This window comes from Microbacterium sp. UBA3394 (assembly GCF_002358725.1).
Taxonomy (GTDB): Bacteria; Actinomycetota; Actinomycetes; order Actinomycetales; family Microbacteriaceae; genus Microbacterium; species Microbacterium luteum.
The window spans coordinates 22,907-44,054 of the sequence record NZ_DEPK01000086.1 but is presented as its reverse complement, the minus strand read 5'-3'; the positions used below and the strand labels follow the sequence as shown (position 1 = coordinate 44,054).

Below are 21,148 nucleotides of genomic sequence, written 5' to 3'. Positions count from 1 at the left end.
AGCGATGCACTGTCCGTTCTGCCGCAATCCCGACTCGCGCGTCATCGATTCGCGCACGAGTGACGACGGTCTGAGCATCCGTCGCCGCAGACAGTGCCCGCAGTGCGGAGGTCGGTTCTCGACGATCGAGACCGCGAGTCTCAACGTCATCAAGCGGTCCGGCGTGATCGAGCCCTTCAGCCGCGAGAAGGTCATGAGCGGCGTGCGGAAGGCGTGCCAGGGCAGGCCCGTCACCGAGAGCGACCTCGCGGTTCTGGCGCAGACGGTCGAGGAGGCCATCCGCCAGACCGGATCCTCGCAGATCGACACCAACGAGATCGGACTGGCGATTCTGCGCCCTCTCCGGGACCTCGACGAAGTGGCCTTCCTGCGATTCGCGAGCGTGTACCAGGCGTTCGATTCCCTCGAGGACTTCGAAGCGGCCATCGAGCAGCTTCGCGTCGACCACGCCGATCGTCACGGGCGGTCCTCGCTCGATGAGACCGCGGAGACGTCGGTCTGAACGCGTCATCGGTGCGCGGGCGCGACCGATAGCCTGAAGGGGATGTACCCCTTCCTCTTCCGGACCGTCCTCACGCGCACGGACCCCGAGACGGCCCATCACGCCGCGATGATCGTCATCCGCGCGCTCGGCCTGCCGGGCGTGCGCGAGCTCACGCGCCGCTTCGCCGCGCCGTCGCCGGTTCTGCGCACGCGGGCTCTCGGCCTCGACTTCGAGTCGCCCTTCGGCGTGGCGGCAGGCTTCGACAAGAACGTCACGGGTGCGGCGGGCCTTCACTCCCTCGGCTTCGGTCACGTCGAGGTGGGAACCGTCACCGCCATCCCGCAGCCGGGCAATCCCCGCCCTCGACTGTTCCGACTGGTTCCCGACCGCGCCGTCGTGAACCGCATGGGGTTCAACAACCAGGGTGCCGAGGTGGCGGCTCTGCGGCTGCTGCGACTGCGTCGTCGGCGTTCGCGCCCGGTGCTCGGCGCCAACATCGGCAAGAGCCGCGTCGTCGATGTCGCGGCGGCCGCGGACGACTATCTGCGAAGCGCGCGGCTCCTCGCGCCGATCGCCGACTACCTCGTGGTCAACGTGTCATCGCCGAACACGCCCGGACTTCGCGGCCTTCAGGCCGTCGAGACCCTGCGCCCGCTGCTGACGTCGGTCCGCGACGCGAGCGGCGAAACGCCGCTGCTGGTCAAGATCGCGCCAGACCTCCCCGACGAGGAGGTGACGGCCATCGCCCTGCTCGCGCGGGATCTCGGTCTGGCCGGCATCATCGCCACGAACACCACCATCTCCCGAGACGACCTCCGCACCGAACCGGCGGTCGTCGCCGCGGCGGGGGACGGCGGGCTGTCCGGCGCTCCGCTGCGCCGCCGCTCGCTCGAGGTGCTGCGACGGGTGCGCGCTGCCGTGCCCGACAGCGACTTCTGCGTGATCTCCGTCGGGGGAGTGGAGACGGGCGACGACGTGCAGGAGCGGCTGGATGCCGGCGCCACGCTCGTGCAGGGCTACACGGCGTTCCTGTACCGAGGGCCGCTGTGGGCGCGCCAGATCAATCGGCGCCTGGTCGAACTCAGGCGGGGTACTGCCCGCGGGTGACCTGCGGCTTGGGCAGGCGCAGGAAGCGCATCTGCACGATGCGCATGGCGCCGTACCAGCCGAGGCCCTTCTCGAGGCGGTCCTCGCCGAACTTGGCCCGGGCGGCGCCCTTCACGCGGATCGAGGTGTAGATCATGTCGCCGACGACGAAGATGATGAATCCCCACAGCGCCAGGAGAGCGTAGTACTGCACCTCGACGACCGGCATGAGCGTGGCGACGATCACGAGGATCATCGCCGGCATGACGAACTCAGCGAGGTGCCAGCCCGCGTCGACGAAGTCGCGGACGAACCTGCGCTGCGGACCCTTGTCGCGCTGCGGCAGGTACTTCTCCTCGCCGGCGGCCATTCCCTGCCGGGCCTTCTCGCGCTTGGCGGCCAGCTCGGCGCGCTGGCGCGCCTTGGCCTCTTTGGTGTCGGGCACGAGGGGGCGCTTCCGGGCGGCCTCCCGCTCTGCACGAGAGGGGGTGGGACGACCCTTGCCGGCGACCGACGTCTCTGTCTCGGTCGACTCGTCCTTGGGCGCCGGGGCGGCGGGGGTGTTGGGCACGATGAATCCTCGGATCGCGGTGACTGCTGCACTTAAGATTACCCGCATGGCTTCTGAGCAGACTCTCGACGATGCGGTCACCGCCGCGGCCGCGGCCGGCATCCCCTCCGCGCTGGCCGATCTGGGCGCCCTGGTGCGCATTCCGTCCATCGCCTTCCCCGGGTTCGACGAGGCACAAGTTGGGCGAACCGCCGCGGCGGTGGCCGAACTCGCCGAGAAGACCGGGGTGTTCGACGAGGTCTCGATCCGGAGGGCGGCGATACCCGGGACGGATGAGGTCGGCAAGCCCGCGGTGCTGGCGCGCCGGCACCCTCGCAACGGCCGACCCACGATCCTGCTGTACGCGCATCACGACGTGCAGCCGGTCGGCGACGAGTCGCTCTGGGACACGCCGCCTTTCGAGCCGACCGTGCGGGACGGGCGTCTCTACGGCCGCGGCGCTGCCGACGACAAGGCCGGCATCATGGCTCACATCGGCGCGATCCGCGCCCTCGTCGACGCTGTGGGTCCGGACTTCGATCTCGGGCTGTCGCTGTTCATCGAGGGCGAGGAGGAAGCGGGGTCGCGCTCGTTCGCGCAGTTCCTCTCCGACAACGCCGATGATCTGCGAGCCGACGTGATCGTCGTCGCCGACTCCACGAACTGGGACGCGACGACGCCCGCCCTGACCGTGACGCTGCGCGGCAACGCACGCTTCACGCTGACCGTGCGCACCCTCGAGCACGCGTCGCACTCGGGGATGTACGGCGGGGCGGTGCCCGACGCGATGATGGCCGCCGTGACGCTCCTGTCGTCCTTGTGGGATGCCGACGGCGCCGTCGCCGTCGATGGGCTCCTCACCCGTGACGGCGAGACTCCCGACTATCCCGAAGACACCCTGCGCGCGGAAGCCGGACTGCCCGACGGCGTGCAGCCGATCGGAACCGGATCGATCCTGAGCCGGTTGTGGAACAAGCCGTCCCTGACGGTCACCGGGATCGACGCCCCGTCGGTGCGCAACGCCTCCAACACCCTCAGCCCCGAGGTCGCCGTGGTCGTGAGCGCCCGGATCGCCCCCGGGCAGCCGGCGGCCGAGGCATACGCGGCGATCGAAAGCCACCTTCGCGCACATGCGCCCTGGGGTGCACACCTCGAATTCTCCGACGTCGACCTCGGGGACGGGTTTCTCGTCGACACCGACGGGTGGGCGGTCGCCGAGGCACGCGAGGCTCTCGCGGCCGGGTACGGTGTCGCGCCGGTGGATCTCGGCGTGGGCGGCTCCATCCCGTTCATCTCCGACCTCGTCCGAGCGTTCCCGGAGGCGCAGATCCTCGTCACGGGGGTGGAAGACCCCCATGCCCGTGCCCACAGCCCCAACGAGTCGCTCCACCTGGACACCTTCCGCCACGCGCTGACCGCGGAGGCGCTCCTGCTGGCGCGACTGGACCGACGCGGCGCGTGAGCCCGCCCTCGCTGCGGCGGACGGCGCGTAGAATCGACCCATCGTCCCCGCGCCGCGCGCGGCCCATCCCGAAGGAGCGTCATGACCGACACCGCCCTGACGACCGATCAGATCGCCCGTGAGCACGGCGTCTCGTTGACGGACGCCGCCGCACAGAAGGTGAAGAACCTCCTGGAGCAGGAGGGTCGCGACGACCTCCGCCTGCGTGTGGCTGTGCAGCCCGGCGGGTGCAGCGGCCTGATCTACCAGCTCTACTTCGACGAACGGTTCCTCGACGGCGACAAGGCCATCGACTTCGCCGGCGTCGAGGTCATCGTCGATGACATGAGCGTGCCCTACCTCGACGGCGCCACGATCGACTTCAAGGACACGATCTCGGAGCAGGGGTTCACGATCGACAACCCCAACGCCGCGGGCAGCTGCGCATGCGGTGACAGCTTCCACTGATCACTCCGGAAATCCGACAGGCCCGGCGGTTCGACAGAACCCCCCGGGCCCGATCCGCGTTCCCCACGCCGCGGGGGCTCACCTGTGTGGTTGGCCTGAAGAGCGTGGGAGCTTGCTCTAGACTGGCTGGAGCAACACCCGCGACCCGGAAAGGTGCACCGTGCACTCGAAACGCCGTCTCCGCTGGGCCGTTCTTCCCATCGGGATCGCAACGGCCGCAGTCCTCGCCGGATGCACACCGACGGAGCTGAACGGGTTCCTCCCCGGCTTCACGGAGGACGGCGTTCCGACGACGGACAAGACCGAGATGGTCTCGGGTCTGTGGGTCAACTCCTGGATCGTGCTGCTCGCGGTCGGCGTGGTCACCTGGGGCCTGATGCTGTGGGCGATGATCGCCTACCGTCGTCGCAAGGGCCAGACGGGTCTGCCTGTCCAGCTGCGCTACAACATGCCGATCGAGATCTTCTACACGGTCGTGCCGCTGATCCTCGTGGTCGGCTTCTTCGCCTTCACGGCGCGTGACCAGGCCATCCTCGAGACCCGTTACGAAGATCCCGACGTCTCGATCACCGCGATCGGCAAGCAGTGGGCGTGGGACTTCCAGTACAACGGCGAAGAGGAAGACGGCTCCGATGCCGTCTGGAGCATGGGCATCCAGGCCCAGCCCGACGAGCAGGGGAACATCGACGAGAGCCAGCTGCCGACGCTCTATCTCCCGGTCAACCAGACGGTCGAGATCAAGCTCAACTCGCGCGACGTCATCCACTCCTTCTGGATCATCGACTTCCTCTACAAGAAGGACATGTACATCGGCAAGGACAACTACTGGTCCTTCACGCCGACGCGCGAGGGCGAGTACGCCGGAAAGTGCGCCGAGCTCTGCGGTGAGTACCACTCGATGATGCTGTTCAACGTCAAGGTCGTCAGCGAAGCCGAGTACGACAGCTATCTCGCCTCTCTCGAGGCTGCTGGCAACACCGGCAACATCAACGAGGCGTACGACCGCCTCCAGAATTTGCCCGGCACGGGCAACAGCTCCGAGGGAGACGAGTGATCATGGCCACGACTCTGCCGCAGGAGACGACGCGACCGAAGACCGTGCCGCCGCGTCAGGCCGCCCTCATGAGCTCGACCCGCGTCGAGCAGAAGGGCAACATCGTCGTCAAGTGGATCACCTCCACCGACCACAAGACGATCGGCTACATGTACCTGATCGCCTCCGTGCTGTTCTTCATGCTCGGTGGCGTCATGGCGCTCATCATCCGCGCTGAGCTGTTCGAGCCCGGCATGCAGATCGTGCCCACGAAGGAGCAGTACAACCAGCTGTTCACCATGCACGGCACGATCATGCTCCTCATGTTCGCGACGCCGCTGTTCGCGGGCTTCGCGAACGCGATCCTGCCGTTGCAGCTGGGTGCCCCCGACGTCGCATTCCCGCGACTGAACGCCTTCGCGTTCTGGCTGTTCCTCTTCGGCTCGACCATCGCCGTCGCCGGCTTCCTCACGCCGCAGGGCGCGGCGGCATTCGGATGGTTCGCGTACCAGCCGCTCGCCAACGCCAGCTTCTCGCCCGGCGTCGGCGGGAACCTCTGGATGCTGGGCCTCGGCATGAGCGGTTTCGGCACGATCCTCGGCGCCGTGAACTTCATCACGACCATCCTGACGATGCGTGCTCCGGGTATGACCATGTGGCGCATGCCGATCTTCACGTGGAACACGCTCATCACCAGCATCCTCGTGCTGATGGCCTTCCCCGTGCTGGCCGCGGCGATCCTCGCCGCCGCCGCGGACCGTGTGCTCGGCGCCCACATCTACGATCCGCAGAACGGCGGTGTGCTGCTGTGGCAGCACCTGTTCTGGTTCTTCGGTCACCCCGAGGTGTACATCATCGCGCTGCCGTTCTTCGGCATCGTGTCGGAGATCTTCCCGGTGTTCAGCCGCAAGCCGATCTTCGGATACAAGACGCTGGTCTACGCGACGATCGCCATCGCGGCGCTCTCCGTGGCCGTCTGGGCACACCACATGTACGTCACCGGCAGCGTTCTCCTCCCGTTCTTCGCGTTGATGACCATGCTCATCGCCGTTCCCACGGGTGTGAAGATCTTCAACTGGATCGGCACGCTCTGGCGCGGCTCGGTGACGTTCGAGACACCGATGGTCTTCGCGCTCGGCTTCTTGATCTCGTTCGTCTTCGGCGGCCTGACCGGTGTCATCCTCGCCTCGCCGCCCCTGGACTTCCAGCTCTCCGACTCCTACTTCGTGGTGGCGCACTTCCACTACGTCGTCTTCGGCACCGTGGTGTTCGCGATGTTCGCGGGCTTCTACTTCTGGTGGCCGAAGTGGACCGGGCGCATGCTCAACGAGCGACTCGGCTACGTCCACTTCTGGCTGCTGTTCATCGGCTTCCACATGACCTTCCTCATCCAGCACTGGCTCGGTGTCGACGGCATGGTCCGCCGTTACGCGGACTACTCGGCGGCCGACGGCTGGACATGGCAGAACCAGGTGTCGACGGTCGGCTCCATCGTTCTCGGCGCGTCGATGATCCCGTTCCTGTTCAACGTGTGGCTCACCTCGCGTAAGGCCCCGAAGGTGACGGTGAACGACCCCTGGGGCTACGGTGGCTCGCTGGAGTGGGCGACGTCGTGCCCGCCGCCGCGCCACAACTTCACGTCGATCCCGCGCATTCGCAGCGAGCGTCCGGCGTTCGACCTGAACCACCCCGAGGCCGGCCTCCCGGTCGGTGTCGGCCCGGCGAAGGATGCCCCGCAGACGCCCGTCGTCGACGTCGCCCAGGGAGAGGTCAAGTAAGTGCGTACCAATGTCGGTCTCTGGTGGATCCTCACCGCCTTCTCCTTCCTGATCGGCGTCGTCTACACGGCGTGGAACATCATCGGCCACCCCGATGTGCCGTGGTACACGGCCATCGAATGGGTCGGCACGGTGGCGCTCTTCTTCGCCGGTCTCATGGGCGTGATGATCGCGTTCTACGTGGATCGCCTTCACAAGGCACAGGGTGGCGAACTGCCCGAAGATGTGCTGACCGCCGACATCGACGACGGTGATCCCGAGCTCGGCGAGTTCAGCCCGTGGTCCTGGTGGCCCATCGTTCTCGCCTTCTCGGCGTCGATCGCGTTCATCGGTCTCGCCGTCGGCTCGTGGATGGTGCCGATCGGTTTCGCGATCTTCCTCGTTGCGATCGTCGGCTGGGTCTACGAGTACTACCGCGGATACTTCGCACGCTGAGCGTGGCTCATCGCCTTCTCGCGGCTGCCGCATCCGACGTCGGCTCCTACCGGGACGTCAATCAGGATGCGGCTTTCGCGTCGAGCTGGGGTGCGGCCGTAGCCGACGGAGTTGGCGGCGGGCCGTCCGGCGATCTCGCCTCCGCCGCGCTGGTGCACCGGTTGGTCGCAGGTCGTGTCACGACCTGGACGGCCCAGGCGTTGCGTGAACGCATCCTCGAGGCGAACTGGGACCTTCGCGCCCACACCGAGCGCGATCCATCGCTGCGCGGCATGGCGACGACCTTCACGGGCGTCTTCCTCGCCGGTGCCGAGCACCTGCTGATCGCGCACTCCGGCGACTCGCGAGCGTATCGGGTGCGCGACGGGCGATTCGAACGCCAGACCCGCGACGACTCGTACGTGCAGGTGCTCGTCGACCGAGGCATCATCGCCCCCGAGGACGCCGCGACGCACCCCCGCCGCAACATCATCACGGCCTCCCTGGGCGGCGGTGAGGCCGACGTGGTCTCGGTGGCGGAGACGGAGCTGGGCGAAGGGGATCGATGGCTGCTGTGCAGCGACGGTCTGACGGACTACGTTCCCGAAGACGATGTGGCCCGCGTCATGGTGGACCGCGCAGCCACACCGCGGGAGGCCGCCGACGAGCTCGTGAGGCTCGCGCTCGAGGCGGGCACGCTGGACAACGTCACGGCGGTGGTCTGCGATGTGCTGATCTCCGACGAGAGTGAAGACCTGGAGCGCGTGCAGTTCGCCGGCGCAGCGGCAGGCAGATTCGCCGAGGGGCTCGAAGACGACGAGATGTGGGAGATCGAGCAGACCGGGTGAGGACGGGGTCAGGCGCGCACGACCATGACCTGGGGATCGAACACCCGCGGGAGCTCACCGTCGTCGTTCACGGTGGGTTGTCCTTCGCGCACCCAGTATTCGTATCCGCCGATCATCTCCTTGACGTCGTAGCCGAGCCGCGCGAACGCGGCAGCGCCCTTCGCGCCGCCATTGCAGCCCGGTGACCAGCAGTAGACGACGACGGGTGTCCCCGCGGCGATGAGGTCGGTCGCCGCCGTCGCGATGCGCTGGTGGGGGAGATGGATGGCGCCGCGGATGCGACCTTGTCGCCACGCCTCGTCGCTCCGCACGTCGACGAGCACGAACTCATCGCCGGCGTGCTGTGCGGCATAGACGTCGCTCGCATCCGTCTCATGTGCGAGCTTGTTCTCGAAATAGGTCAGGGCGTCGGAGGTCATGGATCAACGCTAACGACGCGATGGCCGCCTCCCCAGCGGGGAGACGGCCACCGAACGTCGATATCCTGCCGACTACTTCTTGTCGTCCTCGTCCGGGATGATCACGTTCGACGGACGGTTCGCCGTTTCGGGGTGATGGCCGTCGTCGATCGGCACGTGAGGTGCGTCGGGGACGCCCGCGCGCTCGTGAGCGCCCTGGATCTCGGCATCCTCCTCGGTGGCGATGTGCTCCAGAGCGTGGTGCTGGTGCGCGGTCGCCGCGTCGAGTTCGGTCTGGGTGAGGGGCGCGAGTCGGTCCTCGAAGAACCACCGCGACAGGGCGGCGCGCAGGTTCGCGTGCCAAGGGATGCTGCCCTTGTCGTTGGGCCGCACCACAAGGGGCTCGTAGGTCTCGGCATCGATCAGGCGCCACCGCTCGAACTCGTCGACGGGCTGGTGGACCTCGATGTACTCGCCACCCGGGAGGCGGACGATTCGACCGGACTCGTAGCCGTGCAGCACGATCTCGCGGTCCTTCTTCTGCAGCGCGATGCAGATGCGCTTGGTGACGAAGTAGGCGATGATCGGCCCGAAGATGAGCATGGCCTGGAGGCTGTGGATGACACCCTCCATCGTGACCTTGAAGTGCGTCGCGATGATGTCCGATGAAGCCGCGGCCCAGAGAGCGGCGTAGAACACGACGCCGGCGGCGCCGATCGCCGTGCGGGTCGCCGCGTTGCGCGGACGCTGAGCGATGTGGTGCTCGCGCTTGTCACCGGTGATCCACGCCTCGATGAAGGGGTAGATGAGCACGAGCACGATGAACAGTCCCAGCACCGCGAGCGGCACGAGGATGTTGAACGACCACGTGCGGTCGAGGAAGACGAACTCCCAGTGCGGCGGCACAAGACGCAGGGCGCCGTCGGCGAAGCCGATGTACCAGTCGGGCTGGGTGCCGGCCGAGACCGGTGAGGGATCGTAGGGACCGTAGTTCCAGATCGGGTTGATCGTGAACAGCGAGGCGATCAGAACGATCACGCCGAACACGATGAAGAAGAAGCCGCCCATCTTGGACATGTAGACCGGCACCATCGGGAATCCCACGACGTTGCTGTTCGTGCGGCCGGGGCCGGCGAACTGCGTGTGCTTGTTGATGATCATCAACATGAGGTGGAGGGCCAGCAGTGCGACCAGGATCGCCGGGAGCAACAGGATGTGCAGGGTGTAGAGGCGACCCACGATCTGGGTGCCCGGGAACTCGCCCCCGAAGAGCAGGAACGAGGTCCAGGTTCCGATCAGCGGAATGCCCTTGATCATGCCGTCGATGATGCGAAGGCCGTTGCCCGAGAGCAGGTCGTCGGGGAGGGAGTAGCCGGTGAAGCCTTCCGCCATGGCGAGGATGAAGAGGATGAAGCCGATCACCCAGTTCAGCTCGCGCGGCTTGCGGAACGCTCCCGTGAAGAACACGCGCAGCATGTGCACGCCGATGCCGGCGACGAAGACGAGGGCTGCCCAGTGGTGGATCTGACGAACGAGCAGGCCGCCGCGGATGTCGAAGGAGATCCGGAGCGCGGAGTCCATGGCGGCAGACATCTCGACGCCGCGCATCGGGATGTAGGCGCCGGTGTAGCGGGTCTCGACCATCGACGCCTGGAAGAAGAACGTCAGGAAGACACCCGAGAGCAGGACGACGACGAAGCTCCAGAGCGCGATCTCGCCGAGCATGAACGACCAGTGGTCGGGGAAGATCTTGCGACCGAGCTCCTTGGTGATCCCGGAGATGCTCGTGCGCTCGTCCAGATAGTTCGACGCGGCGCCGACGAATCGACCGCCGAGAGGCTTGTCACGGGTGGACGCCGACTTCGGGAGCGCGGGCTCCTGAGTGACGTTCTCCGTGGGGTGCGAGGTACTCAATGGCGCTCCCAGAAGCTCGGGCCGACGGGTTCTTCGAAGTCACTCCGCGCGATGAGGTATCCCTCGTCGTCCACCGTGATCGGCAGCTGGGGGAGCGGGCGGGCGGCCGGACCGAAGATCACCTTGGCGCCGTCCGCGACGTCGAACTGAGACTGATGGCAGGGGCAGAGCAGGTGATGCGTCTGCTGCTCGTACAAGGCGACCGGGCAGCCCACGTGGGTGCAGACCTTCGAGTAGGCGATGATGCCGTCGTAGGACCAGTCGGCACGCTCAGGGGTCTCGATGAGGTCTTCCGGAGGCATGCGCATGAGGAGGACGATCGCCTTCGCCTTCTCCTCGAGGTAGCCCTCCTCGTGGCTGAGTTCGGCCAGCTCGGCCGGGATCACGTGCACGGCCGAGCCGAGCGTGACGTCTGCGGCGCGGATCGGCGTTCCCTCGGGGTCGTGAGCCAGACGCGACCCTTCCTTCCACATGGTGTGGCTGAGGAGGTAGACCGGGTCACCCGCGTAAGGGTTCTCGGGAGAGCTCTCCGGGGCGAGACCTCGGAACAGGGTGATGCCAGGAACGACCGAAGCGGCCAGGGCGGCGATCAGCGAGTTGCGGATCATGGCGCGACGACCGAAACCGGACTCTTCGTTGGCGGCTTCGAAGACCGCCACCGCACCCTCGCGGGTGGCGTCCCGGCCGCGCGTGGCGTGCCGCGGCTCGATGAATTCCTTGTCGGGCATCACGGCCTTGGACCAGTGGATCGCGCCGATTCCGATCGCGAGCAGCGCGAGCGCGATGCCGAGACCCACGAACAGGTTGTTGTTGCGGATGTCGACGATCGATCCGCTCTCGATCGGGAACAGCATGTAGGCCGCGACGGCCCAAATGCTGCCGGCCACCGAGAGGTAGAAGAGCGTGTAGACCGTGCGGACGGCGCGCTTCATCGCGGCCGGGTCCTTGTCGGTCATCCGCTCGCGGTGCGGCGGAAGATCGGGTGTGCGCACCGGGTCGCTCACCGCGACGGCGAGCCCGGGGGAGGGCTTCCACGAAGCCCTCTCGTGCTCGAGCGCGTCGTGCTCGTTTGCCATGGTGCTCCTCGTAGGTGCTTGCAGTGTCAGGGGTGGGTCAGTTGGATTTCGCCGTGATCCAGACGGTGATGGCGATCAATGACCCGATGCCGAAGATCCAGATGAACAGGCCTTCGGAGACCGGTCCGAGCGATCCGAGCTTGAAGCCGCCCGGGGACTCGTTCTCCTGGATGAACAGCAGCGACGAGATGATGTCGCGCTTGTCCTCGAGACTGAGGGTCATGTCGTTGAACACCGGCATGTTCTGCGGGCCGGTGACCATCGCCGCGTACATGTGGAGGGCGCTGGTCTCGGTGAGCTCGGGCGCGTACTTGCCCTCGGTGAGCGCGCCTCCGGCAGCCGCCACGTTGTGGCACATCGCGCAGTTGATCCGGAAGAGCTCGGCGCCGCGCGCGATGTCGCCTTCTCCGTCGAGGATCTCGGGAGAGGGGAACTCGGGGCCGGGCGACGTGCTCTGCACGTATGCCGCCATCGCCTGGATCTGCTCCTCGGTGAACTGCACCGGCTTCTGCGGCGCCTGCGGGCCCTGCATCTGCAGCGGCATGCGCCCGGTCGCGACCTGGAATTCCACGGAGAGCTCGCCGACGCCGTAGAGCGACGGGCCGCTCTCGGTGCCCTGCAGGTCGAGTCCGTGACAGGTTGCGCAGTTCGCCTGGAACAGCTTCTTGCCGTCTTCGACCGTCAGGGCCGAGGCCGACGTCTCGTCGGTCGTGGAAGCCATAGCGGCGGAGGCGCCGGCATAGGCACCGCCGGTGAGCAGCAGTCCGACGCCGATGAGGGCGGCGGCCGCCCACGGACTGCGGCGGCCCTGGGAGCGGCGCGGTTTCGTGCGTGCCATGTGGGGGATCAGCTCCGCTCTATTTCAGGAAGTAGATGACGGCGAACAGGGCGATCCAGACGACGTCGACGAAGTGCCAGTAGTACGAGACCACGATCGCCGAGGTCATCTCCTTGCGGCCGAAGTTCTTGACCGCGTAGGCGCGACCGATCACGAGGAGGAAGGCGACGAGTCCGCCGGTGACGTGAAGCGCGTGGAATCCGGTCGTCAGATAGAAGGCCGAGGCGTATGCATTGGCCGTGATCGGCATGCCTTCATACACGAGCTGCGCATACTCCCACACCTGTCCCGAGACGAAGATCGCGCCGAGAGCGAAGGTCAGCCAGAACCACGGCACCATGCCCCACCGGCGGCGGCCGCCGCCCGTGGAGGTGTACGGCTGGAAGCGCTCGGCGGCGAACACGCCCATCTGGCAGGTGACCGAGGAGAGCACGAGGATGACGGTGTTGGCGAACGCGTAGGGCACGTTCAGCAGCTGGGTCTCCTCAGCCCACAGATCGGGGGAGGTGCTCCGCAGGGTGAAGTAGATCGCGAACAGTCCCGCGAAGAACATCACCTCGCTGCCGAGCCACACGATGGTTCCGACGGCGACCGGGTCCGGGCGCTTGACAGAACGCATCGCCTGGGCATAGGTCGCTGGCGTGGTCGTCACGTCCACCATTATTGCCGATTCCGGAGCGGGTTTTCCCCATCTGGACACCCTTGTCGCGCGCGATGAGAAGTAAGGGCGCCCTAAGAAGTGACGGTAAATCACCGATCAGGACGCTGTGGGCGGGCTGACAGCGGGCCGGGCGCGGGCCGTGAATCCGCACAAGTCGGCCGACGGTAGGCTCGGTGGCATGTCGGAGTCGTCTTCGTGGCCCGGAATCCTCACCTCACTCCTGCATGGGCGCGACCTCAGCGTGTCGGAATCGACGTGGGCGATGCGACGCATCATGGCGGGGGAGGCGACGCCGGGTCAGATCGGCGCTTTCCTCATCGCGCTCCGCGCGAAGGGGGAGACGATCGACGAGGTCGTCGGATTCCGTGACGCCATCCTCGAGGCTGCGGTGCCGCTGCCGGTGAGTGCCGAGGTGCTCGACATCGTCGGCACCGGCGGCGACCGCTTCGGAACCGTGAACGTGTCGACGATGGCATCCGTCGTGGCCGCCGCCACCGGCATCCCCGTCGTCAAGCACGGCAACCGCGCCGCGAGTTCGGCCTCCGGATCCTCGGATGTGCTGGGGGCGCTCGGCGTGGAGCTGACCCTGGATCCTGCCGCGGTCACCGAGACGCTGGAGCGGGCCGGCATCACGTTCGTCTTCGCGTCTGCCTTCCACCCCGGATTCCGTCACGCCGGTGCCGTGCGCAAGGAACTCGGCGTGCCGACGGTGTTCAATTTCCTCGGGCCGCTGTCCAACCCCGCGAGGGCCGAAGCCAACGCAGTGGGCGTCGCCAGCTTGGAGCGTGTGCCGCTGATCACCGGCGTCTTCCGAAATCGCGGCGCCACGGCCCTCGTCTTCCGTGGCGACGACGGACTCGACGAACTGACCACCACCGGCCATTCCCGCCTGTGGGAAGTGAGCCGCGGAGACGTCCACGAGCACGACGTCGATCCGCGGGACCTCGGCGTTCCGCTGGCCGAGATGGCGGATCTCATCGGCGGCGACCCGACGCACAACGCCGAGGTGGTGCGCCGGGTGCTGGCGGGCGAGGCGGGACCGGTCCGCGACATCGTTCTGCTCAATGCCGCCGCGGGAATCGTCGCCTATCGCCTTTACCGCGATGCCGCGCAGGTGCAGCGGCCGATCCTCGACCGCCTCGGCGAGGCGATCGACACCGCACGAGAGGCGATCGACAGCGGGGCAGCCTCGCGGACGCTCGACGCGTGGGTCGCCGCCACGCGGGATCTCGCGGGCTGAGGGTCGGGATGAACCCGCACGACGCGTTGACGGAGATCGCGACGCTGCTCGAGCGGGAGCGTTCGTCGCGCTACCGATCCAAGGCGTTTCGCACGGCGGCGGATGCGATCGCGGGGCTGAGTGATGCGGAGCTTGCGGATACGGCGGCGCTCCGTCGCCGCAAGGGGATTGGCGAATCCTCCCTCACCGTCATCGCTCAGGCGCTGGCGGGAGAGATCCCCGAGCGGCTCGCGGCGCTCCGCGCGAGTGCCGGGGTCGAGCAGTCGTCTGAGATGCGACGGCTGCTGCGGGGAGACCTGCACAGTCACAGCGACTGGTCGGACGGACTCACCCCGATCGACCTCATGGTCGACGCCGCACGCTCTCTGGGCCACGAGTACCTCGCCCTGACCGATCATTCGCCGCGGCTTCGCGTGGCGAACGGGCTGACGGCGGATCGCCTGCGGGAACAGATGGTGCTCGTACGGGGCTTCCATGGCGACGGATTCACCCTGCTGACGGGGATCGAGGTGGACATCCTCGAAGACGGGGCGCTGGATCAGGATTCCGAGCTCCTGGATGAGCTCGACGTCGTCGTCGCGTCGGCGCACTCGAAACTGCGCATGGATCGCGGGCCGATGACGCGCCGTCTGGTGGCGGCGGTGTCGGATGCTCGGGTGGATGTGCTCGGGCACGTGACGGGAAGGCTCGTCGAAGGGAGCCGCGGGACCCGTCCGCCGTCGCAGTTCGACCCCCGTGCAGTGTTCGAGGCCTGCGCGGAGCACGGAACGGCCGTCGAGATCAACAGCCGCCCGGAGCGTCAGGATCCTCCCGACGAACTCATCACGCTCGCGCTGGAGGTCGGCTGCCTCTTCGCCATCGATTCGGATGCGCACGCTCCCGGACAGCTCTCCCTCTTGGACCACGGCGCGGCACGCGCTGAGCGGCTGGGGGTGCCGCCCGAGCGCATCATCACCACCTGGTCCCTCGATCGCCTGCGTGACTGGACGGCGGCGTGAACGGCGCGCGCATGGTCGGAGGCCTCCGGGCGCATCCGTAGACTCGACAGGTGAGAAGCCGTTCGGAACCCGTCGTTCGCGGCGCGTTCCCCTGGCTGGTCGTCGCGGGTATCCTCGTGGCCGCTCTCAGCTTTCGCGGACACATCGTCGCGCCGACGCCCGTGCTCCGCGACATCGAGGTGGACCTCGGCATCCCCTCCGCGCAGGCAGGGCTCCTGACGACGGCGCCGGTGCTGATGTTCGCGCTCCTCACGCCGCTGGCGGCCATCGTCATCCGTCGCGCGGGGGCGGAGCTCGCCCTTCTGCTCTCGCTCGTGGGAGTGCTGGTGGGGACGGTCATCCGCACGCTTCCGGGGTTCGGGTGGCTCTTGGCGGGAATGGTGGTCATCGGCGCGTCGGTGACGATCGGGAACGTCGTGACCCCTGTCGTCATCCGTCGCGACGTTCCGGGCGAGAGGGTCGGTGTGGTCACGGCGGCCTACACGGCAACGCTGAACGTCGGATCCCTCCTGACGACGCTGCTGACCGCGCCCGTCGCCGAAGCGATCGGATGGCCGCTGGCGCTGTTCGGCTGGTCGGTTCTCACGGTCGCGGGCATCGCTGTCTGGAGCGTGCATCTCGCCCGGGAACGCCGCGCCGGCGGCTTGGTTGCGCACCCTGCTCGGACACGCCCGGACGGGCCGTCGTCGCGCGGATGGGATCCCGCCGGCCTGACCGGACCCACGCCGGTCGTCACCTCGCGGCGCGGACGCTCCTACCTCGCGCGTCCGGTGGTGTGGCTTCTCGTCGCCGCATTCGCCTCGCAGGCCTTCTTGTACTACGGCTACAGCACGTGGCTGCCTGCCATGACCGCCGACCTGCTCGGGGTCGGCGCTTCGTCCGCCGGTGCGATGGCCTCGGTGTTCCAAGGTGTGGGTATCGCCGGTGCGCTGCTGATCCCGGTTCTGACGCGGTTCACGCCGCGCCTCGTGCCCGCCGCGGTGGTCTGCGCGTCGTGGATCATCCTCGCCGTCGGAGTGCTTCTCGCGCCGGAGCTGCTCTGGGTGTGGCTGAGCATCGGGGCGATGGGACACGCGGGAGGCTTCGTCGTCGTCTTCAGCACGCTCGTCGCGGTGGCACGCACCGACGCCGAGGCGACGGGGATCTCCGCTCTCGTGCAGGGTGGCGGGTATGCCCTCGGTGCGACGGCGGCGCCGATCCTCGGCGGCGTGCACGATGCGACGGGATCGTGGAGCGCCACCCTCTGGGTGACGCTGGCGCTGTCGGTCGCCTACGCGGTGCTGCTCATGAGCGCCGTGATCACCGCACAGCGCTCGCGCTGACTCGCGACTCAGGCTCGCGCGGTCAGCGCTTCGGCTGCACGCGCCATCGACGAACCGAGCGACCACCGCTCCGCGACGGCGGCGGTGCGGGAGAGGAGATCGTCGGGAAGCGGCAGCAGTGCGCCGTCGACATCGGGGAGATCGAGCGTGCGCACGACCTCGACGACGCGGGGTGCGACCGCCAGGTAGTCGGATGCGGCGAGAACCTTGGTGCGCTGGGCCGGGGTCATGCCCGTGCTCGCTTGGGCCGCCGCGGTGATGCCGGCGATGTCACCGTGCGCCGCGAGCAGTGTCGCGGCCGTCTTCTCTCCCACGCCGGCGACGCCGGGGAGGCCGTCGGACGAATCGCCCCGCAGCGTCGCGTAGTCGGCGTAGTGCGACGCACGTACGCCGTACTTGCCGACGATGAACGCGTCGTCGACGAGATCCAGATTGCTCATTCCTCGCGCGGTGTAGATCACCCGGATCCCGCGCTCGTCGTCGACGAGCTGGAACAGGTCGCGGTCGCCGGTGACGATGTCCACCGGCATCGTCGCACGCGTGGCGAGGGTGCCGATGACATCGTCGGCTTCGTGCGCGGGCGCGCCCACGATCGGGATGCCGAGGGCGTCCAGCGCCTCGCGGATCACCGGAATCTGCTGCTCGAGCGGATCGGGGACCTCTTCGACATCGGGGCCGTCCGCGACGATCTCGACGACGCGGTGCGCTTTGTACGAGGGGATGAGATCCACGCGCCACTGCGGACGCCAGTCGTCGTCCCAACAGGCGACGAGGTGGGAGGGCTCGTATGCCGACACCAGACGCGCGATCATGTCGAGGAACCCGTGTGCGGCGTTCACCGCGCGCCCGTCCGGCGCCTTCACGGTGTCCGGAACGCCGTAGAACGCGCGGAAGTAGAGCGACGCGGAATCCAGAAGCATGAGGCGTTCGGTCACGCACTCATCCTGTCACGGCGCCTGTCCGTGCACCGGGCGGTCTTCTGCCAGGGTGGGATCATGCGAATGAACACGTGGGTTCCCGCGCTCGCCATCGTCGCCGCCGCTGTCGCGATCAGCGGATGCTCGTCTTCGGACGGCGATGTGATCGCGCCCGTCACGATGGAGGTCGACGATCTGCAGAACGCCACCGTCGACCTCGTCGTCGGCCAGGTGCTGAACATCGACACCGGGGACGTGCCGGTCGACAGTTACGCCGGAGACATCGCCGACACCTCGATCGCTGAGTTCACGCCGGGCCGAGTGGAGGACGACGCGACCTTCAACCCAGGGGTCACCGGACTCTCCGCGGGGAGCACCGAGGTCCTGATGTCGAACGTCGACAACGGTGACGAGGCAATCACGTTCACGGTCGTCGTCGGCGACGGCTGATCGCTGCTCGACCCGCCGCCCGTCGGCGACGACTCACGTGTCGTGTTCGATGATCCCGAGATCCTCGCGATGATCGTCGATCCCGCCCTCGGGGTAGGTCGTCCGTTCCGGGCGGGCGCGCAGGAACAGCGAACTGCCGAGGAGTCCTCCCCACACGATCACGATCGCGAGGACGAGGAAGGTGATGGCGAGCGGAGTCATCGGCGTGCCTCCTTGCGATTGTCGACGGACGCCGGCGGATACGGCGGCCACGCGCGGTAGTCATCGGGGGAGTGCCGCCAGGGCACGAGTGTGCCGATCACGGCGCCGAGAACGAGCACGGCCACCGTGCCCCATCCGAAGATCCCCAGGTACCAGAACGGATACGTGTCGTACCCCTCGGTCAGGAGCGTGATGATGCGGGCGACGAGCATGTAGCCGAGCACGAGAGGGGCCAGCACCCCGACGAGGCCGATCCAGATGCGTCCGACCGGGAAGGTCGACACCGCGTTGAGGTGGTAGCGCAGTTCGGGTCCGCGGCGCAGCACCCAGATGACGAGGATGGTCATGAGCACGGCCGACGCGACGATTCCGACGTTGTTGGCCCACATGTCCGTCACATCGAGGGCGAGCAGACCCGTCGTGGTGGAGAAGAACAGCACCGAGAGCACTGCCGAGACGACCCCGATGCCCACAGCCGCCGCGCGTCGCGAGATCGACAGCTTCTCTTGCACGGCGGCGATCACCACCTGCAGCACCGAGACGAGGGAGGTGAAGCCGGCCATCGCGAGTGAACCGAAGAACAGGGCACCGAAGATCGGGCCGCCGGGCATCTCGGAGACGATGGCCGGGAAGGTCACGAAGGACAGTCCGACGCCGGCGATGCCGTCGAGTTCCGAGACATCGACGCCCTGTCGGAAGGCGAGGAACCCCAGCGTGGCGAACACGCCGATGCCGGCGAGGATCTCGAAGGACGAGTTGGCGAACGCGACCACGAGACCCGGGCTGGTGAGGTTCGACCGACGCTTGCGGTAGGAGGCGTAGGTGATCATGATGCCGAACGCGATCGACAGGGAGAAGAAGATCTGACTGTAGGCGGCGATCCAGACGTCGGGATCGGCGAGCGCCTGCCAGTTCGGCGTGAAGAGGGCATTCAGGCCATCGGCCGCGCCCTCGAGGAAGAGAGCGCGCACCACGAGCACGAGGAACGCGACCACCAGCAGCGGCAGGAAGACGACGTTCACCCGCTGCAGGCCCTTCGCGACGCCGGCTGCGAGCACCACGATCGCGGCGATCCAGACGATGGCGAGCGGGATGAGAACGCCGGGAACGAAGTCGAAGCTGATGCCGGGGTCACCGACCCGCAGGTACTCGCCGAACAGGAACCCGGCCGGGTCGTCTCCCCATCGCAGGTCGAAGGAGAAGACGAAGAAGCTGAGCGCCCAGGCGATGACGGCGGTGTAGTACAAGCCGATCACGAAGGCGATCGTGACTTGAAACCACCCGAGAGACTCGATCCAGCGCCCGGCGCGCCCGCCGAGTCGACGGAACGCCGTCGGCGCGGCGCCTCGGAAGCGGTGGCCGATCGCGTAGTCGAGGAACAGGATGGGGATGCCCGCGGTGATGAGGGCGACGAGATACGGGATGAGGAACGCGCCTCCGCCGTTCTCGTAGGCCACACCGGGGAAGCGCCAGATGTTGCCGAGACCGACGGCGGAGCCGATGGCCGAAAGGATGAAACCGACCTGGCCGGTCCACTGCTCTCGTGGTCTCGCGGGCCCGGCGGCGGGGGTGGTGGCGCTCACAGACGAGCTCCCTTCGTGATCCTCATGGCGGCGATCTGAGGACGCCGACGCTATCAGCGCCCGCCTCGCCGCAGAAGGCCGGTGACAGAATGCGTCGTCACGGTGTAGGAATCAGCAGCCGGGTCCACCCGGCGATTCGGCGCAGGAGCGCTCCACGAGCGCGGTGCGGGCTTCGAGAACCTCGATGGGATGCGAGCCGCTGTCAGCGCGGACGTTGCCGGTGACCGGGCGCCAGCCGTATCCCCAGTCGACGGATGCCTCGTAGACGACGGTCGCGGTGACGGTGTGCCATCCGCGTTGGCGGTAGGTGTGGCCCGTCTCCGTCGGGGCGAATTGCGTCGCACCCTGCGCGCTCCACGTCTCGCCGCCCGTCGCCGACGTCGCCGTCGATCCGTCGCCGTAGTCGAACTCGAAGCCGACCGGAACGAAGCGCACGGCCACGTCGAACCCGAGCAGCTCGCCGTTCAGCGTCTGCGCCGAAGCGGCGGCGTACACGTTCGTGGGAAGCCCGACGACGGCGAAACCCGACGGCTCGTTGTCGAGTGAGGGACTCGCGGGGCGGAAGGACACGAGATCTTCGGCAGACACCGTCGGATACACGAACACGTCATAGTTCTCCCGACCGCAGAAGCCGGGCATGCACTCCGGGATCTCCTCGGTGGACTCTTCGGGAGCCGGAGCAACGTACCCGCCGCCCCCGCCACCGCCATCGGACGCGCCTCCACCCGACGACCCACCTAGCGACGCACCGACATCAACCTGCGACCCGTCGCTCGTTGCGGAGCAGAGACCAGCAGCAGCACGCGCTGGTGTGCAGATTGTTGATGTCGGGAGCTCGACTGCAGCAAAGGAGGCGGCTGAAAGTAGCAAGATCCCTGCCGCGACCGTTGAACCTAGCATTGCCCGGTCTTCAGGGTCTCGCTGGAGGTGATTGCGGTTCCGCTCGGTGTCCAGACGACCGTCGTTGATATGAGGGTGATCGGCTCTCGAGTTGAGGGGGTTACGTCATTTCCTGACTCATCGACGATCGTCGTCTGCGAAGAGTCCAAGCAAATATTCACGTCAGCGCTAGTGAGGTTCGCGTCGATGGCGGCATACTCCACATCAGTAATGACTGTCTCGCCAACTATTGAGAGCACCTCGGCCTTAAGTTGGCGGTCAAATTCAAGCTCGGACTCAAGCAACTCACCCCGGAGGAACGACTCGGGGGCGGGCGAGTGCAATGGATCCATACGCTGAGCGTTCGTCGCATCGACGTAGGCGCGATAGGTCGCCTCGGCGGCCTCGAAGGCCTCTGCTTCGGAGGCGAATCCCGTCGGTGTGGGCGTCGGCTCGGGAGACGGAGCGCAGCCCACGAGGGCACCGACGACGGCGAACGCGGCGAGCGTCGATGCGAGGGTCCGGGCGAGATGGCTCATCACTGCACAAACGTAACGGCGGTCCCGAGG

Annotated in this window: 23 protein-coding genes; 12 read left to right on the top strand and 11 right to left on the bottom strand. The window is 67.4% G+C overall.

Features of this window, described 5'->3' with window-relative positions; all coding sequences use genetic code 11:
• The first annotated feature begins 4 nt into the window (after positions 1 to 4).
• Together nrdR and B4E30_RS05065 are read left to right on the top strand one after the other, a co-directional pair.
• Positions 5 to 502, top strand: coding sequence for a transcriptional regulator NrdR (nrdR, locus tag B4E30_RS05070; protein ID WP_071043657.1), 498 nt, complete (start codon positions 5 to 7; stop codon positions 500 to 502).
• A gap of 42 nt (positions 503 to 544) precedes the next feature.
• Positions 545 to 1,591: a quinone-dependent dihydroorotate dehydrogenase gene (locus B4E30_RS05065; protein WP_194383279.1), complete on the top strand. Its 1,047-nt coding sequence runs from the start codon at positions 545 to 547 to the stop codon at positions 1,589 to 1,591.
• Here B4E30_RS05065 and B4E30_RS05060 read toward each other — a convergent pair.
• Positions 1,566 to 2,141 (bottom strand): DUF3043 domain-containing protein, encoded by a 576-nt coding sequence (locus B4E30_RS05060; protein WP_228480754.1) that lies wholly within the window; start codon positions 2,139 to 2,141, stop codon positions 1,566 to 1,568. The two genes, B4E30_RS05065 and B4E30_RS05060, sit on opposite strands and share 26 nt — an antisense overlap.
• Positions 2,142 to 2,187: 46 nt before the next feature.
• On the opposite strand from B4E30_RS05060, the gene B4E30_RS05055 reads away from it, so the two are divergent.
• The 6 genes from B4E30_RS05055 (at position 2,188) to B4E30_RS05030 (ending at position 8,102) form a co-directional block, all read left to right on the top strand.
• On the top strand, positions 2,188 to 3,582 hold the full coding sequence (locus B4E30_RS05055) for a dipeptidase (RefSeq protein WP_194383277.1): 1,395 nt from the start codon (positions 2,188 to 2,190) through the stop codon (positions 3,580 to 3,582).
• Positions 3,583 to 3,663: 81 nt separating this feature from the next.
• Positions 3,664 to 4,029, top strand: a complete 366-nt coding sequence (erpA, locus tag B4E30_RS05050) for an iron-sulfur cluster insertion protein ErpA (RefSeq protein WP_194383276.1) — start codon at positions 3,664 to 3,666, stop codon at positions 4,027 to 4,029.
• Positions 4,030 to 4,189: 160 nt separating this feature from the next.
• Positions 4,190 to 5,083 carry a cytochrome c oxidase subunit II gene (coxB, locus tag B4E30_RS05045; RefSeq protein ID WP_286793801.1) on the top strand — a complete coding sequence of 298 codons (894 nt, stop codon included), beginning with the start codon at positions 4,190 to 4,192 and terminating at the stop codon, positions 5,081 to 5,083.
• 2 nt (positions 5,084 to 5,085) lie between these two features.
• A complete protein-coding gene (gene ctaD, locus B4E30_RS05040) occupies positions 5,086 to 6,840 on the top strand; it encodes a cytochrome c oxidase subunit I (RefSeq protein WP_286793799.1) in 1,755 nt (584 codons plus the stop codon).
• The gene (locus B4E30_RS05035; protein WP_194383273.1) at positions 6,841 to 7,275 is read left to right on the top strand and encodes a cytochrome c oxidase subunit 4; all 435 of its coding nucleotides are present in this window, start codon (positions 6,841 to 6,843) and stop codon (positions 7,273 to 7,275) included. It begins immediately after the preceding gene.
• A 2-nt stretch (positions 7,276 to 7,277) separates the two neighbouring features.
• Positions 7,278 to 8,102 carry a PP2C family protein-serine/threonine phosphatase gene (locus B4E30_RS05030; protein ID WP_194383272.1) on the top strand — a complete coding sequence of 275 codons (825 nt, stop codon included), beginning with the start codon at positions 7,278 to 7,280 and terminating at the stop codon, positions 8,100 to 8,102.
• A gap of 8 nt (positions 8,103 to 8,110) precedes the next feature.
• Here the strand turns inward: B4E30_RS05030 and B4E30_RS05025 are convergent, their stop codons facing one another.
• The 5 genes from B4E30_RS05025 to B4E30_RS05005 form a co-directional block, all read right to left on the bottom strand.
• Entirely contained in the window at positions 8,111 to 8,521 is a 411-nt protein-coding gene (locus B4E30_RS05025) for a rhodanese-like domain-containing protein (RefSeq protein WP_194383271.1), read from the bottom strand.
• A gap of 72 nt (positions 8,522 to 8,593) precedes the next feature.
• Entirely contained in the window at positions 8,594 to 10,414 is a 1,821-nt protein-coding gene (locus B4E30_RS05020) for a cytochrome b (protein ID WP_414683065.1), read from the bottom strand.
• Positions 10,411 to 11,490 (bottom strand): ubiquinol-cytochrome c reductase iron-sulfur subunit, encoded by a 1,080-nt coding sequence (locus B4E30_RS05015; protein ID WP_286793796.1) that lies wholly within the window; start codon positions 11,488 to 11,490, stop codon positions 10,411 to 10,413. Before B4E30_RS05015 ends, B4E30_RS05020 begins: the two co-directional genes overlap by 4 nt.
• Positions 11,491 to 11,527: 37 nt before the next feature.
• Entirely contained in the window at positions 11,528 to 12,328 is an 801-nt protein-coding gene (locus tag B4E30_RS05010) for a c-type cytochrome (protein WP_071043646.1), read from the bottom strand.
• Between the two features lie 19 nt (positions 12,329 to 12,347).
• Complete coding sequence (locus tag B4E30_RS05005; protein WP_071043645.1) at positions 12,348 to 12,989, bottom strand: cytochrome c oxidase subunit 3; 642 nt, start codon at positions 12,987 to 12,989, stop codon at positions 12,348 to 12,350.
• 178 nt (positions 12,990 to 13,167) lie between these two features.
• Here B4E30_RS05005 and trpD point away from each other — a divergent pair, with 178 nt between their 5' ends.
• From trpD to B4E30_RS04990, 3 genes are read left to right on the top strand one after another with little or no spacing between them, the layout of a single operon-like run.
• Positions 13,168 to 14,229 carry an anthranilate phosphoribosyltransferase gene (trpD, locus tag B4E30_RS05000; RefSeq protein ID WP_286717321.1) on the top strand — a complete coding sequence of 354 codons (1,062 nt, stop codon included), beginning with the start codon at positions 13,168 to 13,170 and terminating at the stop codon, positions 14,227 to 14,229.
• 8 nt (positions 14,230 to 14,237) lie between these two features.
• A complete protein-coding gene (locus B4E30_RS04995) occupies positions 14,238 to 15,227 on the top strand; it encodes a PHP domain-containing protein (protein WP_194383267.1) in 990 nt (329 codons plus the stop codon).
• Between the two features lie 50 nt (positions 15,228 to 15,277).
• The gene (locus tag B4E30_RS04990) at positions 15,278 to 16,549 is read left to right on the top strand and encodes a CynX/NimT family MFS transporter (RefSeq protein ID WP_286793794.1); all 1,272 of its coding nucleotides are present in this window, start codon (positions 15,278 to 15,280) and stop codon (positions 16,547 to 16,549) included.
• 8 nt (positions 16,550 to 16,557) lie between these two features.
• Here the strand turns inward: B4E30_RS04990 and B4E30_RS04985 are convergent, their stop codons facing one another.
• A complete protein-coding gene (locus B4E30_RS04985; RefSeq protein WP_194383265.1) occupies positions 16,558 to 17,484 on the bottom strand; it encodes a 5'-3' exonuclease in 927 nt (308 codons plus the stop codon).
• 60 nt (positions 17,485 to 17,544) lie between these two features.
• Between B4E30_RS04985 and B4E30_RS04980 the strand changes: the two genes are divergently transcribed.
• On the top strand, positions 17,545 to 17,916 hold the full coding sequence (locus B4E30_RS04980) for a hypothetical protein (protein WP_286793791.1): 372 nt from the start codon (positions 17,545 to 17,547) through the stop codon (positions 17,914 to 17,916).
• Positions 17,917 to 17,949: 33 nt separating this feature from the next.
• Here the strand turns inward: B4E30_RS04980 and B4E30_RS04975 are convergent, their stop codons facing one another.
• From B4E30_RS04975 to B4E30_RS04960, 4 genes are all read right to left on the bottom strand, one after another.
• Positions 17,950 to 18,117: a methionine/alanine import family NSS transporter small subunit gene (locus tag B4E30_RS04975; RefSeq protein ID WP_075807083.1), complete on the bottom strand. Its 168-nt coding sequence runs from the start codon at positions 18,115 to 18,117 to the stop codon at positions 17,950 to 17,952.
• The gene (locus tag B4E30_RS04970; protein WP_286793789.1) at positions 18,114 to 19,700 is read right to left on the bottom strand and encodes a sodium-dependent transporter; all 1,587 of its coding nucleotides are present in this window, start codon (positions 19,698 to 19,700) and stop codon (positions 18,114 to 18,116) included. Before B4E30_RS04970 ends, B4E30_RS04975 begins: the two co-directional genes overlap by 4 nt.
• Positions 19,701 to 19,811: 111 nt before the next feature.
• Positions 19,812 to 20,339, bottom strand: a complete 528-nt coding sequence (locus B4E30_RS04965; protein ID WP_286793787.1) for a hypothetical protein — start codon at positions 20,337 to 20,339, stop codon at positions 19,812 to 19,814.
• 254 nt (positions 20,340 to 20,593) lie between these two features.
• Entirely contained in the window at positions 20,594 to 21,121 is a 528-nt protein-coding gene (locus B4E30_RS04960; protein ID WP_286793785.1) for a hypothetical protein, read from the bottom strand.
• Between the last annotated feature and the right edge of the window lie 27 nt (positions 21,122 to 21,148).